The sequence below is a fragment of the Arthrobacter parietis genome, assembly GCF_039530425.1.
Lineage (GTDB): Bacteria > Actinomycetota > Actinomycetes > Actinomycetales > Micrococcaceae > Arthrobacter_D > Arthrobacter_D parietis.
The window spans coordinates 12536-27058 of record NZ_BAAAON010000010.1; the positions used below are offsets into that span (position 1 = coordinate 12536).

Annotated in this window: 11 protein-coding genes and 1 tRNA gene; 8 read left to right on the forward strand and 4 right to left on the reverse strand. The window is 61.4% G+C overall.

Annotated elements, in window-relative coordinates:
* The first annotated feature begins 1 nt into the window (after position 1).
* The 3 genes from ABFX19_RS14785 to ABFX19_RS14795 all read left to right on the forward strand — a co-directional run bounded on the left by ABFX19_RS14785 (position 2) and on the right by ABFX19_RS14795 (position 4512).
* Positions 2-1453, forward strand: a complete 1452-nt coding sequence (locus ABFX19_RS14785) for a glycosyltransferase (protein ID WP_346028773.1) — start codon at positions 2-4, stop codon at positions 1451-1453.
* Positions 1454-1586: 133 nt separating this feature from the next.
* Complete coding sequence (locus tag ABFX19_RS14790; RefSeq protein ID WP_346028774.1) at positions 1587-2861, forward strand: glycosyltransferase family 4 protein; 1275 nt, start codon at positions 1587-1589, stop codon at positions 2859-2861.
* Between the two features lie 292 nt (positions 2862-3153).
* Positions 3154-4512 carry a D-glucuronyl C5-epimerase family protein gene (locus tag ABFX19_RS14795; RefSeq protein WP_346028775.1) on the forward strand — a complete coding sequence of 453 codons (1359 nt, stop codon included), beginning with the start codon at positions 3154-3156 and terminating at the stop codon, positions 4510-4512.
* 72 nt (positions 4513-4584) lie between these two features.
* On the opposite strand, the gene wecB is transcribed toward ABFX19_RS14795, so the two are convergent.
* Positions 4585-5736 carry a non-hydrolyzing UDP-N-acetylglucosamine 2-epimerase gene (gene wecB / locus ABFX19_RS14800; protein ID WP_346028776.1) on the reverse strand — a complete coding sequence of 384 codons (1152 nt, stop codon included), beginning with the start codon at positions 5734-5736 and terminating at the stop codon, positions 4585-4587.
* A 497-nt stretch (positions 5737-6233) separates the two neighbouring features.
* On the opposite strand from wecB, the gene ABFX19_RS14805 reads away from it, so the two are divergent.
* The 3 genes from ABFX19_RS14805 (at position 6234) to ABFX19_RS14815 (ending at position 8810) form a co-directional block, all read left to right on the forward strand.
* A tRNA-Gln gene (locus tag ABFX19_RS14805) sits at positions 6234-6305 on the forward strand.
* 46 nt (positions 6306-6351) lie between these two features.
* Positions 6352-7833, forward strand: coding sequence for a bifunctional UDP-N-acetylglucosamine diphosphorylase/glucosamine-1-phosphate N-acetyltransferase GlmU (glmU, locus tag ABFX19_RS14810; protein WP_346028777.1), 1482 nt, complete (start codon positions 6352-6354; stop codon positions 7831-7833).
* A complete protein-coding gene (locus tag ABFX19_RS14815) occupies positions 7830-8810 on the forward strand; it encodes a ribose-phosphate diphosphokinase (RefSeq protein ID WP_346028778.1) in 981 nt (326 codons plus the stop codon). Before glmU ends, ABFX19_RS14815 begins: the two co-directional genes overlap by 4 nt.
* A 103-nt stretch (positions 8811-8913) precedes the next feature.
* On the opposite strand, the gene ABFX19_RS14820 is transcribed toward ABFX19_RS14815, so the two are convergent.
* Genes ABFX19_RS14820 through ABFX19_RS14830 form a run of 3 tightly spaced genes read right to left on the reverse strand, consistent with a single transcriptional unit; the run spans position 8914 to position 12732 of the window.
* Positions 8914-10113, reverse strand: a complete 1200-nt coding sequence (locus tag ABFX19_RS14820; RefSeq protein ID WP_346028779.1) for a glycosyltransferase — start codon at positions 10111-10113, stop codon at positions 8914-8916.
* Positions 10114-10147: 34 nt separating this feature from the next.
* A complete protein-coding gene (locus tag ABFX19_RS14825) occupies positions 10148-11767 on the reverse strand; it encodes an ABC transporter permease (protein ID WP_346028780.1) in 1620 nt (539 codons plus the stop codon).
* On the reverse strand, positions 11767-12732 hold the full coding sequence (locus tag ABFX19_RS14830) for an ABC transporter ATP-binding protein (protein WP_346028781.1): 966 nt from the start codon (positions 12730-12732) through the stop codon (positions 11767-11769). Before ABFX19_RS14830 ends, ABFX19_RS14825 begins: the two co-directional genes overlap by 1 nt.
* Before the next feature lie 255 nt (positions 12733-12987).
* On the opposite strand from ABFX19_RS14830, the gene ABFX19_RS14835 reads away from it, so the two are divergent.
* Positions 12988-13632: a 50S ribosomal protein L25/general stress protein Ctc gene (locus tag ABFX19_RS14835; RefSeq protein ID WP_277359317.1), complete on the forward strand. Its 645-nt coding sequence runs from the start codon at positions 12988-12990 to the stop codon at positions 13630-13632.
* Between the two features lie 10 nt (positions 13633-13642).
* Entirely contained in the window at positions 13643-14230 is a 588-nt protein-coding gene (pth, locus tag ABFX19_RS14840) for an aminoacyl-tRNA hydrolase (protein WP_428831056.1), read from the forward strand.
* The last annotated feature ends 293 nt before the right edge of the window (positions 14231-14523 follow it).

The window sequence follows — 14523 nt, forward strand, 5'->3', positions numbered from 1 at the left end:
GATGGAAGAAATGAAGGTGGCTGTTCGGAAGCGCGTAGTCGTCGTTGCAATGAAGCCGCAGATACGCGGACGCATACGGCGCAACATTATGACGTTTCTCGATATCGGTGCAGAGGTCATTGTCGTTAACTCGAGGCCGCGGGACGACTTTCTCGTTGGGCTGGAGCATCCGAATCTCCATGTGGTGTTCCTCGACCCGAAATCCTTGTCGGTGATATACACCGATTGGGTCACAGAGCAGAACCGGAAGCGACGCGCGCGATGGGACGCGGAAAAGGGAGCTCAAATTCGATACGATTCGCAACTAGTGAGTCCTTATTGGCGTTCAAAGCTGACCGCCCCAGCGTTCCGTCCGCTCCTGCGCTTAACCGAGTCACGCCGAACAGTACGCGCACATAGATTGTGGTTGCGGGGATGGAGACCCACACACAGGTGGTTCATCCGTCAGGGACGCGCCCTGCGGAAGCAACGCGATAAGAAGATTCGTGCCTTCCTGCATCGTTTTCATCGCATCAACAGGTTCCTCGAGTTCTGGCGTCTGTCCGCGCAGCAGGTGCAGTGTTTTTTACCGGACCTCGTCGTCAGCTCGGACCTGCCCGGACTCGTCGGAGCCAATATCGCAGCCCGGCGCTTGGGTCGCCCCCATCTGCACGATTGCCACGAGCTCTATCTGGAGAGTACGTCGTTCAAACGGTACGAAAAGCGTTTCTTGCGGCCTATTGAAGCACTCTTCATGCGTCGAGCTGACAGCGTCGTCGTTGTAAACCAGACCATTCGGGACGTTTACCGCAATCGCTATGGGGTCGAAGGAGTGGTACTTCGGAACTGTGGACCTGCAGTCCCTAAGGAGGTCCTGAATAATCCTGTGGACTTTCACGCTCTGCTAGACCTGCCGCTGGGCGCGCCGATCGTGCTGTATCAGGGCGGTTTAGCAGCAGGGCGCGGACTCGACGTCCTCGTCGCGGCAACGGCGGGGTTCCCCGAAGGCGTGCATACGGTACTGGTGGGAAGCGGCCGTCAGCGAGACGAGCTGGGCAGGCAGGCCGAAGAACTCGGTCTGGCTGATCGTGTGCATTTCATTCCCGCCGTACTGCCGCACGAGCTCCCGGCATACACAGCAGGAGCATCTGTCGGGGTTATTCCATACCAGCCGGTGTCCGACAACAATTTTATGGCCCTGCCGAACAAGGTCTTTGAATACACCGGGGTTGGATTGCCCTTCGCCGCGTCCGACTTGCCTGAGCTGCGGCGCATCGCCGAGGAAGCAGGTTGTGCAACGGTTTACGGTCCGTTCGATCCGCATGGACTCGCCACAGCGGTGACGAGGATCCTTGACCCTGCAGAGCACGAGACATACCGACGCTCGGCAGCGAACTTCGGTCAGCGCAACACCTGGGAGAACGAGAGACTGATCCTGGTTTCCGAGGCGAAGCGAATAGCAGGATGGGAGTGAGGAAAGCGAGCCTTACCTCACTGTCTGACACTGAGACTCCCATGGCGTTACTGGGCTAACTAACCTATATAGTGGCAGGTGGTGCCGTGAGTGTCCCGGCGAGGCCGGAGAGACCGCGTCAACATGAGGGGGAATGATCATTCGCATCGCTTCTGTGGTTCACAACGAGGTCAAGCGTGATGCACGCGTGCTCAAGCAGGCAGCCACTTTGAAGGCGGCGGGCCATGACGTGCGGCTCTTCGGGCTTAGTGCTGACTCGGACGCTGAATTCGATCTGCCCGGCGACATTCCTGTCCGGCTAGGCCACCGTGACCTTAGCGGAATCAAGGATCGCATCCAGGCCGAAGGGTTGGAGCGAAACCGCGAGAACTCCGTATGGACGTCGTTCAGGGAACAAGGTGACATAGTGTTCCGAAAGGTGCGCGACACGTTCGTGCCGGATGTGGTCCACATTCACGACCATGTCGCTCTAACCGCTGCGTCTCAATACAAGAAAGCCTTTGATTGCGGGATCGTATGGGATGCCCATGAAATCTACGAGGATCTTGCAGGACTTGAAGACGTTCGTCGGCAGGTCAATCCGCGGATCATCCGAGACAACGTCGACCACATCGACGGCTTCATCACTCTTAACTCGAGCATCGCAGGGTTCTATGCGGAGAATTACTCAGGCTTGCCGCCGGCTGTGCTGCTCCCGAACGCTGTCGAAAAGGTCGCCCAGACGCGGTATGACGGGAGGCTCCACAATGCGGCCGGGCTCGCGCTCGATCAGCGCATTCTTCTGTTTCAAGGTGGATTCTCACCCCACCGGGGGATCCACGCGCTGCTCGAGGCATCGCGTCTGCTCGATGAAAAGTGGTCACTGGTGTTCATGGGCTGGGGAAAGCTCGAAAAGGACATCCAGGAATTCATCAACGCCAACGAGAGGGAGGCGAGCCGGGCACGAGTGGCCGTCATTCCCGGTGCGCCTCACGACGAATTGTTATCTTGGACTGCAGGCGCGAGCCTCGGCGCGATTCCGTATGAAGACACCGGTCTGAATCATCGTTTTTGTTCGCCCAACAAGCTGTGGGAGTATCCAGCGGCGGGCGTGCCCATTCTTGCGACGGACATGCCGGAAATGAGCCGGACGATCACCGAATGGGAGATCGGTTTGACGATCGGTCGTGACCTCCGACCCAAGGACATCGCTGAAGCAGTAAACGCCCTCGGTGACGAGGATCTCGAGCTTCTCCGTACGCGTTGCGCGGCCTTCGCGGCTGGTGATGCCTGGCAGACCTACGAGCCGCGACTGATTGACCTATACGAAAAGGTCGCTCGACGCAACGGTTTCAATGGCCTCGAGAGGACGTGGCAGAAGATAGTTGATTTCACGTACAATTTGCTAGGCGCTCAACCGCGAGGCTAGCTTTTCCCGGCATGAGCTCATGCTTCAAGTCGCCGCCGGTGAGGTTGACATGTTGTTACCGCACGTGTGGACAGTGTTTCTGTCTTCGTTGTGTGACCGGCTAGCCATTCGAACTCCGCATTCTCATAGTCTCCGTCCTGTGATCATCAGGAATGGGCTTCGTGTGTCGATGCTTTCCTTCGGGCATAGCTGAAGGGGCCACCGCTGGAATAAGTCATATGTGAGACACGACGCAAACTCATCGCAACGATGGTTCTAAGGCCGATGGGGTTCAGAAAAGAGAGGGTAGTGGATGGTCGAGATATCCAGCGGGCTCGGGGACGGTACGAATGCAGCAAACACCTACATGACTAACGAACGTGAGGTCGGTTTGCCTCCGCTCCAGGCATCTCGCAAACAAGTTTGGGACTACTACCAGATCGAGTTTCTGCCCAACGGGTATCCGGGTCGGCGCACTAACGGTGAACTCTTTGCGCACCCCATTTACGGTCCCTACGTAATCTCGGACTACACGGCCCAGTACCACCGCACTAAAGACCAAGTGTTCCTTGATGCGGCGTGCAAGGTAGCCGACGCTGCCGTTGAACAGATGACGAGTCTCGGAGATAGCCTCGCTTTCGTATACAGTCAGGAAAAGACGAAGGTCGCCAACAAGAACGGCGTATTCTACAGCGGGCTCACACAGTCCCGATACATCGAAGTGTTTAGCAAACTTCTGTTGAGGCCAGGGACGGAGCGCTTCCGAGAGCCGCTGCATAGAGTCCTCACCAGTCTTACCATCCCGATCGAGGACAACGGCGTGGCTCGGTTCACCAAAAATGGCGGGCTCATTATCGAGGAGTATCCTTCCCGTTTACCCGACTGCACACTGAACGGGTGGACTACCGCGACGTGCATTCTCATGGATTTCGCGGCGAGAAACGATGACGAACAAGCCCGGGAAATCTTCAATCAGTCTGTGCGTGGTTTGGAAGATTTGATGCCGCTCTACGACGTGCCTGAACTGGCGAACTCCAGGTACAGGCTCACTGGGCCCGCCTCCTTGCGGCTGGCTGCAACGGATACTGATGTTGAGGTTCTGGACTGCCAAGTGGTTATCCCTGGAAGTGGCACGTTTGCAGCGAACTTGGCGGGCGATCCTGCGGGAGAGATTCAAAAAAAGGGCACGGTGAGGGTGCGAGATGGAGCTAGCCAGGCAGTCGGGGTCTCTCTTAGTCGACTGTCCTGGCCGGAACCGAACAAAATTTTGTTGCGAGTTGACGCCTCGAAGAACGGCCAGCTCAGCGTTGCTATCGGTGATGGCGAGTACGATCCGCTTGCAAGTTGGCCGCGGGCGGAGTCGTACCGCAAGGTCCAAGAGCTCCCGGTAAACAAAGGGAAAAACTGCATCGAGGTGGCAATTCCATGGGCTTGCGCGGAGCTCGTGGCGTACCCAACGAACTTCAGAAAGACCATCACCGGCAGACAGTTCAACCAGTATCACTGGATTCACGTCGATACACTCGCAAAAATCGTTGCAGAGACGGGAAGCCATGTCCTGCGCCATTATCACGACAAGTGGTCAGAGTACCCCTCGATGTGGCCCAAAATGAGTGCTTATAAGGACGATCGTCTCATGCTTGAGCGCTTCGATGCGAAGAAGCACAAATAGGACGTGAGAGGAATTTGGCGCCCGACGTCGACTCGTATGTAGAAGCAGAAAGTTATCAAGCGGATCCCGGATCTATCTGTTCGCGGCGGCAAACTCCTCAACCCGCGACCCAAGTCCCAACAACTGGGATAGTGCTGCAATGGTTCGCGCTGCAGCTTGACCATCACCATACGGGTTCACAGCGTTCGCCATTGCGTCGAATCGCGCCGAGTCATTCAGTAGGCGGTTGACTTCCATTACGATGCGGTTCTCGTCGGTGCCGAGGAGGGCTACTGCTCCTGCTTCTACGGCCTCGGGTCGTTCGGTGTTGTCACGCATGACTAGTACCGGCTTGCCCAGGCTAGGGGCCTCCTCCTGCACACCGCCTGAGTCCGTTAGCACGATGTAGGAAATTCCAAGCAAACGAGTGAATTCCCCGTACGCCAAGGGTTCGGTGACGACAACGTTCGGTTTTCCTTCAACGGCGGGTAGGACCGACTCGCGTACTGCCGGATTCTTGTGGGCCGGCCAGACGATGACTAGCTCGGGTTCTGCCTCCGCGATACGGGCAAGAGCGCGCCCGATACCGCGCATGATGTCGCCTTGATTTTCACGACGATGCATGGTTACCAGAAGTATTCGCCTGCCTGACTTAGCAAGCTCCTCAAGCCTCTTGTCGGAAAAGGGGACCCACTTCTCCGCAGTGGCAAGGAGCGCATCAATTACTGTGTTCCCGGTAACCACTATGTCTTCCTCCGCTACCATCTCGGCCAGAAGATTAGCCTTGCTGGTCTGAGTAGGTGCGAGGTGGAGACTTGCGATCTGCGAGGTGATCTTCCGATTGGCTTCCTCGGGGAAAGGGGAGCGTAGATCTCCCGAGCGAAGCCCTGCTTCCACATGGACCACCGGGATTCCTTGGTAGAAGGCCGAGATTGCAGCAGCGGTGGATGTGGTTGTGTCACCTTGAACAATCACAGCATCAGGTTTAGCGGTCTCGAATAACGTCGAAAGCCCGTCGATTGTCCTTGTCATGATCGAACTGAGGGTTTGCCCCGGCTGAATGATGTTCAAGTCGTGATCCGGATTAATCCCGAATAATTCGTTCACCTGATCGAGCATCGCTCGATGCTGACCGGTCACGGTAACCACACAATCAAAATGCTCTGAACGCTTGAGTGCTTCGATGATGGGAGCCATTTTTATGGCCTCTGGGCGGGTGCCATATATAGGCATGATGACAGGCACAGACGCCCCTAGCTTCTGGAAGATCGACCGTCCCACCTTATCCCAGCATGATCAACGCCAGAACTAAGGCTGGAACTGCGACAACAACCAGCACGGAGATGAATACAGCGACCGCCCGCTTCCGCCGATACGCTATGTCGACGGGGCTCTCGAAACCTCCGCTGGCTGGTGCCGCGTTTCGTCTTCCCTGAGCGCCCGGCTTCATGTGGCGTGCTGGAGGCACTTGTGGCTTGCGATCGGGCAAGCGCGCACCTCCAAATGACGACGGCGGACAAATTTCGGACCACTATAGTACGAAGCCAAACTTCACCGTTTCGTATAGCCCAACAATAGCGACTCGAGAGAAGCAAGGTCTCAGGCGGAATCAAGATGATAGACTTCCCGTCCGTCGGACGGGAAGATGGAGCACGAAGCTGGGCCCGAAGTCGCGGCGTGGCGCTCGGGCATGGCAAACTAGGTAGTCGCGTGCACTCTTCCGGTGATCGGGAATCACGCGGTCCGCCCTGGTGTAACGGCAGCACCCCAGCCTTTGGAGCTGTGGAGTATAGGTTCGAATCCTATGGGCGGAACGGCAGGCCAACAGGCGTCCGAAATAGGCAAGGAGCGGCCCCCTTCGTGAGCCACGAGAACCAGTCCAACCAGGCGGAGTCAACGCCTGCAGCAGTGATAGTTCTGGCAGCCGGAGCCGGGACCCGGATGAAGTCCCGGACACCTAAAATTCTTCACCGCATCGGTGGCACCTCGATGGTTGGTCACGCTCTCGCCGCGGCCCGTGGGCTTACTCCAAGGGAGCTCGCCGTAGTCGTCCGGCATGAGCGAGACCGCGTTGCCGCACATGTCGCAGAGCTGGATGCCGGAGCGCTCATCGTGGATCAGGACGATGTCCCTGGCACCGGGCGCGCCGTCCAGGTCGCACTCGACGCACTGGACGCGCGCTCCGCAATTGAGGGAACCGTCGTCGTGACCTACGGGGACGTGCCCCTGCTTGACAGCGCAACGCTGCAGGAATTGGTACGCACGCACCAACGGGACGCCAACGCTGTAACGATCCTTACGGCAGTCCTCGATGACGCCAGCGGATACGGACGTATTGTCCGCGCCGAAGACGGCACTGTGACCGGCATCGTGGAACACAAAGACGCCACGGATGACCAGCGCATGATCACCGAGATCAACTCAGGCATCTACGCTTTCGACGCCGCTGTACTCCGCGAAAGCCTCACAAGCGTGGATTCGGATAACGCGCAGGGCGAGATGTACCTGACCGACGTGCCATCAATCGCGCGGAAAGCTGGCGGCCGTGTAGCGGCGGTCGTTTCATCCGACCGCTGGCAGGTCGAGGGTGCGAATGACCGCGTACAGCTTGCAGCGCTCGGAGCCGAACTGAACCGGCGCACACTCGAACGGTGGATGCGTGCCGGCGTGACCATCGTCGATACCAACAACACCTGGATCGACATCGACGTCCAGCTTGACGAGGACGTCACAATCCTCCCTGGAACTCAACTCCATGGCGCAACGCAGGTCGCTCGGAACGCCGTTGTGGGCCCCGACTGCAGTCTTACCGACGTCGTCATCGAGGAGGGCGCCAAAGTGATCCGCACGCACGGCAGCGGTGCGCGTATCGGCGCCGGCGCATCGGTGGGCCCGTTTACCTATCTGCGTCCGGGCACGGTGCTGGGGGAGACAGGCAAGATCGGCGCCTTCTACGAGACAAAGAACGTCACTATCGGCCGCGGTTCCAAGCTCTCCCACCTCGGCTATGCCGGCGATGCGGAGATTGGCGAGAACACCAACATCGGCTGCGGAAACATCACTGCGAACTATGACGGCGTGAACAAGCACCGAACAGTCATCGGCAGCGAAGTTCGGACCGGCTCCAACACCGTATTTGTTGCCCCGGTGTCCATTGGTGACGGCTCCTACACAGGGGCGGGCGCCGTCGTGCGCAAGGATGTCCCCGCCGGCGCCCTGGCCATCGTCGCTGCGACCCAGCGGAATCTGGATGGTTGGGTCGAGCAGAACCGTGCGGGCACTGCTGCCGCCAAAGCTTCAGCATCAGCCACTGCATCAACAGACGAAAGCGATCCTTCATGAGCGAGATCACGGCACGCGGGGAAAAAAAGCTGGTTCTCGCCTCGGGCAGGGCCCATCCGGAACTGGCTGAAGAGATTGCACGTGTTCTGGATACGGAACTCCTGCCTATCTCGGCCTATGACTTCGCGAACGGCGAGATCTATGTGCGCTCCGGAGAAAGCGTTCGTGGCACGGACGTTTTCGTCATTCAGGCCCATCCTGCGCCGTTGAATAACTGGCTCATGGAGCAGTTGATCATGGTGGACTCGCTCAAACGCGCGTCTGCCAAGCGCATCACCGTCGTTTCCCCGTTCTACCCCTATGCGCGCCAGGACAAGAAGGGCCGTGGGCGTGAGCCCATCTCCGCCCGCCTGGTCGCGGACCTGTACCGCACAGCCGGCGCAGACCGGTTGATGTCGGTGGACCTGCACACCGCGCAGATTCAGGGCTTCTTCGACGGTCCGGTTGACCACCTGATGGCTATTCCGCTCCTGGCTGACTACATCAGAGGGCGTGTTGATGCCGACAACATCACCGTCGTGTCTCCGGATACCGGACGAGTGCGAGTAGCCGAGCAGTGGGCTGAACGGCTGGGAGGAGCACCTCTGGCCTTTGTGCATAAGAGCCGTGACCTCACCGTCCCCAACCAGGCCATCTCCAAAACAGTCGTCGGTCAGATCGAGGGCCGTACTTGTGTGCTCATCGACGACATGATCGACACCGGCGGAACTATCTCCGGCGCCGTTGCGGTACTGAAGAATGCCGGAGCGAAAGACGTCATCATTGCGGCGACGCACGCAGTCTTCTCGGATCCGGCGGCGCGGCGTCTGGCCGAGTCTGGTGCACGGGAAGTGGTCGTGACCAACACACTGCCGATCGGCCCGGAGAAGCGCTTCCCGCAGCTGACGGTTCTCTCGATCGCACCACTTATTGCGCGCGCCATCCGCGAGGTCTTCGATGATGGTTCTGTGACCAGCCTGTTTGACGGCAACACCTGAAATTCGATCTCAAGGAGGCGGCCGGTCAGCGTTGCTGCTGGTCGGCTTCATGGGAAGAGCTTGTAGCGGGGCGATCCCTTCCGACCGACTGCACATGCCCGTGTTACGGGCGCACAAGGGTTTCCAGAACGTTGAGCGCGACGGCTGTTCCGTCCTCCTTCCGCAGAAGTTCCCCCGTACGCGTCGCCTGATCTTTGTATCTCCCTGCCTGGGCCAGAGCATCCGTCAGCCGGTCCACCGTGACCTTGCGGTACGGGATCGGTTTCGGAACGAGCCCCCGCCGATGCAGGAGCTGTCCCCAGAACGGTTGATCGCCGATGAACGGCACCACCACTGACGGGATGCCCGCCCGCACCACAGCATGAGCGGAACCCGCCCCTCCATGGTGGATAGCAGCAGTTGCACGTGGCAGGACCAGACGGTGGTCCACAGATTCCCGCACCAGCAGGTTGTCGCCTTGAACTTCCGCCGGAATGTCGATGCCACCCCAGCCCCTGGCCACCAGGACCCGGAGGCCATTCCTGCGGGCCGCTTCCACGATCGCTTCGCCCCGTGCCCGTGGATCTCCGGCTTTCATCGAACCGAATCCGGCGTAGACAAAGTCACCGTCCTCGATGAAATCTGCCAGTTCTGTATCCGTCTCAACCGCGGGCGTCGGATGCCCGGTCCAGTGTCCGGTGAGATGGACGGTGGCCGGCCAGTCAGCAGGGCGTGGCAGCAGGATAGGACTGATGGGGATCAGCGTTGCGCTTCCAGGCGACCCCGTCCGAGGCGCGGCAGGAAGGGCCTCCACCGCCGCTGCTAACTCGCGCTTGAACATCAGCCTGGCCGCGCCAGCCAGGCGATAGCTGGGCCGGTTCAACGACCCCAAACTAGTCCTGGTGAGGACGGGAAGTGGAAACTCGCGGGTTGCGGTGAATGACGGAATGGTCTCCACCAGCACCGACGGGATGCCCAGTCTCTCGGCCGCGATGGGAGCGCTCAGGACCTTCGGGTGATAGACCACAACATTGGGTGCGAAAGTACGAATCTGATCCACGGCAGTCTGCAAGAGGCGTGCGAATGACGGCCGGATGACAGTGCGAAACTTCTTGGCCGCCATTCCTGGTGACACGCCCTGGTCGCTGATGAGCTGGGCGAAGTCCATGCCCAGACTGACAGTGTCCAGGCCTGTGCCGTCAGTGCCGGAGTTGTCCGGGATGGCGGTCCGGACGGAGTGCCCCCGGGCGCCCGCGGCGCGCGCCAGGGCAAGAAACGGTTCCACGTCGCCGCGTGTTCCGGCCGTCAGGAGCAGGATCTTCATCAGGGCGTACTCCGTCTCATCATGGGGTCGGTCATCACGCAGCGACGTCCCGCCGCCGAAGGGACAACGCTGCCAACACAGCCCCGGCAGCCGCCACGGCAAGCAGCCCCGCGGCACCGGCCTGGTTGAAGGATTCGACGGGCATGGCAGGGGAGTGCCGGAACGGGCTCGCGTCCTGCAGCCACACCGGCAGGCCGAACAGCTCCCCGAATTCGCCCAGCACCAGGCCCGCCGCGAGCACGCCCCAACTCACCATGATGCTGAGCCGCGGGATCAGCGCAAACGCCAGGGCGGCCACGGCCACAAACACCAGGGCGGCAGGCAGGTGCGCCAGCGCCGCCGGAATCAGGTGCCAGGCCGGCCCATCGGCGCTGCCGGACAAGCCCAAGCCGACTGCGGCAGCAACACCCGCCGCAACGGCCACCAGGGCTGCCGAAGCAGTAGCGGCAAGCAGGTTCGCGGCCAGCCATTGCAGCCGGGAAGCCGGAACGGACAGCAGAAGTTCGGCCCTGCCCTCCGCCTCTTCCGCCCGCAGGCGAAGGACGGCCTGAACGCCCGCAGCCGCAGCGAAGACACCGGCAATGCCCAGTAGCGCCGTAACGAAAACGTCAACGAGCCCCGACTGCCCCTCGGGCACGAGCCGGGCAAGAAGGTCCCGCATCGCCGGCACGCTCGCTACGGCGTCAGACACCAGAGGGCCAAGGGCGCCGGCCATGGCACCCAGGACGGCAGCGGCAATGCACCAGCCTGCGATGGCGGAGCGCTGCAGCCGCCAGGCCAGGCCAACGAGGGTGCCGCCTCCCATTCCGGCCCGCTCCCTGCCGTTGCCCTGGGACAGGAGGCTGGAACCCACGTCCCGCCGTCGTCGGCTGACTACTGCCAACGCTCCCAAGGCAACCGCGGCAGCGAGCGGGACCAACAGCGCGCTCAGGTCCGGACCTGTAAAGGGCTGCACCCGCTGCCCCCAGCCGATGGGCGACAGGAGCGACGGCCAGGCGCTGACCACGGAGAGCAAGTCTGCAGAAGCGGTCCCCAACGCGTCACCCACGCCGCGGATCAGATATGCGGCGCCTACCAGCCCGGCGGCCACTCCGTTTGCGCTCCTGCCCGTGGGCAGCACCTGGGCAGCGACCGCGGCAAGACCGACGAAAAAGAGCCCTACTACTCCGACAGCGGCTCCGGCTGCGACGGAACCACCAGCAGGGAGCCCTGCAGCGATGAAACCGGTCGCAACGCAGACGGCGAGGATCAGGTTGGCCGCGGTACCCAGCACCAGCGTCGCGGTGAGGGACGCCGCGCGCGGCAGCGGGACGGCACCGAGAAGTTCGGCCCGCCCAAGCTCTTCATCCGCACGCGTATGCCGCACCACCAGGAACGTGCTCATGAGGCCTGCCAGGACCGCCGTGAAGGCATACCCCTGAAAGAACACCACCGCGCCTACCCCGGTTCCAGCCGGCAGACCGCGAAGGAAGAGGAACGCCGGATTGGACGCCGCCAGCTGGACGATCGCCGCCCGCGATGCCTCATCCGCGAACTGCGTGGCCACGGCGGTGGACGTGGCAAAGCCGAGTAGAGCGATGCCCGCGATCCAGATCGGCAGCGTCACGCGATCACGCCGGGCCTGGAACAGGACCAGCCGCAGCACGCCGGACATCACACGGCCCCGCTGTCGGTGCTGTTTGTAGTAGCCGGGCTGTTGTTGGTGCTGTCTTCGCTGTTGGAGCTGTCGTTACTGTAGTGGCGCAGGAACAGGGTCTCCAGGGATGGCGGGGTCACTGAAAGGCTGCTGATTCCCGGTTCCGCGATGCCGGCCAGGACGGCAGCGATGTCCGCGGAGTCGGCGTCGAACTCTACTGCACTGGTGCCCACGCCGACATTGTGGACACCGGGCAACGCAGCCAGCCGGAGGGGGTCGGCCAGCCCTGTTACCCGGAAATGGGTGCGATGGAGATGCCGGAGTTCGCCCAGCGTGCCAGACTCCACGGCCGTTCCCGAGCGGATGATGGTCACGCGGTCACACAGCTGTTCCACCTCGCTCAGGATGTGGCTGGACAGCAGAACCGTGGCGCCGTCCCGGCTGACACGCTCAACCTGGCGGCGGAATACGGCATCCATGAGCGGATCCAGGCCGGCGCTCGGCTCATCCAGCAGGTATAGACGCGCAGGGCGGGCGAATGCCGCTATCAGCGCTACCTTCTGCCGGTTGCCTTTCGAGTAGGTCCGCGCCTTTTTCCGCGGGTCGAACTCGAACTCCTCGATAAGCTCGCGGCGTAGCTTCTCATCGGCACCGCCGCGGAGCCCAGTGAGCAGATCAAGAACTTCGCCGCCTGTCAGGTTTGGCCAGAGGCTTACATCACCGGGAACGTACGCGATGTCCAGGTGCGCTTTCACGGGGTCAGCCCACGGGTCGAGCCCGAAGACCCGGACGGCGCCGGCAGTGGGACGGATGAGCCCCAGCAGGATCCTCAGCGTGGTGGATTTGCCCGCTCCATTAGGCCCGAGAAACCCGTGCACCTCTCCGGGCGCCACCGTGAGATCGAGGCCATCCAGAGCCCGGGTGCGGCCGAAGTCCTTCACCAGGCTGCGGGCCTCAATAACTGGTTGTGCTGGTGCGTTCATAGGTTTCCCGGCTCTCCGAGCCCCAGCCTAGCGGTGCTGGTATCCCCGCGGAAGAGCGCGGACAGCGCCGGCATGCTGTAGGATTGGCCGTTGATGCCTAGGCGAGGGAACGCCTGCTCTGATTCCAGGGCACGTTCCGTTATCGACGGTGGCTGGCGGCTTTCCTGACAACGCGCATGTTCGCGTAAGGGGAGGGTGGCCGGGCTTCGTTGGATCGCTCGGTACAACCTCAAGAACCTAACCTCAGGAGACATCATGTCCGAGCAGAAGCTCGTCGCAGAACTGCGCACCGATTTCGGTAAGGGCGCTGCCCGCCAGGCACGCCGCGCCAACAAGATCCCCGCCGTCATCTATGGCCACGGCGCAGACCCCATCCACATCCTGCTGCCCGGCAAGGCAACCACCCTGGCAGTCCGCCACGCCAACGCCCTGCTGAGCGTGGACGTTGACGGCGAAGAGCACCTCGCCCTCGCCAAGGATGTGCAGCGCAACACCCTCAAGCGCATCGTGGAGCACCTTGACCTGCTGACCGTCCGCCGCGGCGAGAAGGTCACTGTTGAGGTCAACATCCACGTTGAGGGCGAGCCCAAGCCGGGCGTGGTCACCAACCTCGAGCAGACCACCGTCACCGTTGAGGCCGAGGCAACCCACCTGCCCGAGTCCCTCACCGTCAACCTCGACGGCCACGGCGTGGGCGACCACGTCTACGCCTCGGACATCCGCCTCCCCAAGGGCGTCACCCTGCTCACTGAAGCAGAGACCCTGATCATCAACGTATCCTCACCGGTTGTTGAAGACCTCGGCGAGACCGCCACCGAGACCGGCGTTGACTCCGACGGCGGCGACGCCTCCGCTGAGGAAGCCACCGGCGATGTGGTTCCGGCCACCGAAGAGTCCTAAGCACCCACCAGTGCCTGACAACACCTGGCTGATAGCCGGGCTCGGGAATCCCGGGCCCGGCTATTCCGGCAACCGGCACAATGTGGGCCAGATGGTCCTCGACGTGCTGGGTGCGCGGCTGGGTGGCAAGTTCGGCACTTCCAAGGCACGCGCCGTCGTACTCGAGGGCCGGCTGGGAATAGGCGGGCCGAAGCTGATCCTTGCCAAGCCGCTCACCTACATGAACCTCACCGGCGGGCCCGTTTCGCAGCTGGCGAAGTTCTACGGGATCGAGCCGGACCACGTGGTGGCGGTCCACGATGAGATCGACATCCCCTTCAACACGATCAAGCTCAAGATCGGCGGAGGAGAAGGCGGCCACAACGGACTGCGGGATATGAGCAAGGCGCTCGGCACCAAGGACTACCTGCGGATCCGCGTGGGCGTAGGCCGTCCGCCGGGCCGGCAGGAAGCCGCGGACTACGTGCTCCGCGACTTCAGCTCCACCGAAAAGAAGGACCTCCCGATCCTGTTGGAGGAGGCGGCTGACGCCGTCGAAAGCGTTGTACTGGACGGTTTGCTGACCACCCAGCAGAAGTTTCATTCTGCGGGAAAATAGCGGTAAACTGGATGAGCAGTTCCGAACAGGACTGCACGGCCTGATGGCCCCAAAAGCGGGGGCCGACGTTGGGCGGCCTCTGAGACTGGGCCACCCCCATCCCAACGTCGGTCCCTTTTTTGTGCCTGTGCGCGGTTGGTACACATAGTTGATAAATCAAGGAAACAATGGGTGCGGCATCGGATGATCGGGCGTAGTCTATTGGCCTAGCGCATGACGTGTTGGGGCGGACTGATGAATGAACTAGTGATGTCCGGTGCTGACGATGATTTGTCAGCACCGCCGGTCGATAC

Excerpts from the sequence above, each read along its gene's own strand:
- ABFX19_RS14830 (WP_346028781.1), bottom strand. The coding sequence starts at position 12,732 with ATGAACGCACCAGCACAACCAGTTATTGAGGCCCGCAGCCTGGTGAAG.
- ABFX19_RS14815 (WP_346028778.1), top strand. The coding sequence starts at position 7,830 with ATGAGCGAGATCACGGCACGCGGGGAAAAAAAGCTGGTTCTCGCCTCG.
- ABFX19_RS14835 (WP_277359317.1), top strand. The coding sequence starts at position 12,988 with ATGTCCGAGCAGAAGCTCGTCGCAGAACTGCGCACCGATTTCGGTAAG.
- ABFX19_RS14820 (WP_346028779.1), bottom strand. The coding sequence starts at position 10,113 with ATGAAGATCCTGCTCCTGACGGCCGGAACACGCGGCGACGTGGAACCG.
- ABFX19_RS14785 (WP_346028773.1), top strand. The coding sequence starts at position 2 with ATGGAAGAAATGAAGGTGGCTGTTCGGAAGCGCGTAGTCGTCGTTGCA.
- ABFX19_RS14795 (WP_346028775.1), top strand. The coding sequence starts at position 3,154 with ATGGTCGAGATATCCAGCGGGCTCGGGGACGGTACGAATGCAGCAAAC.
- ABFX19_RS14790 (WP_346028774.1), top strand. The coding sequence starts at position 1,587 with ATGATCATTCGCATCGCTTCTGTGGTTCACAACGAGGTCAAGCGTGAT.
- ABFX19_RS14825 (WP_346028780.1), bottom strand. The coding sequence starts at position 11,767 with ATGTCCGGCGTGCTGCGGCTGGTCCTGTTCCAGGCCCGGCGTGATCGC.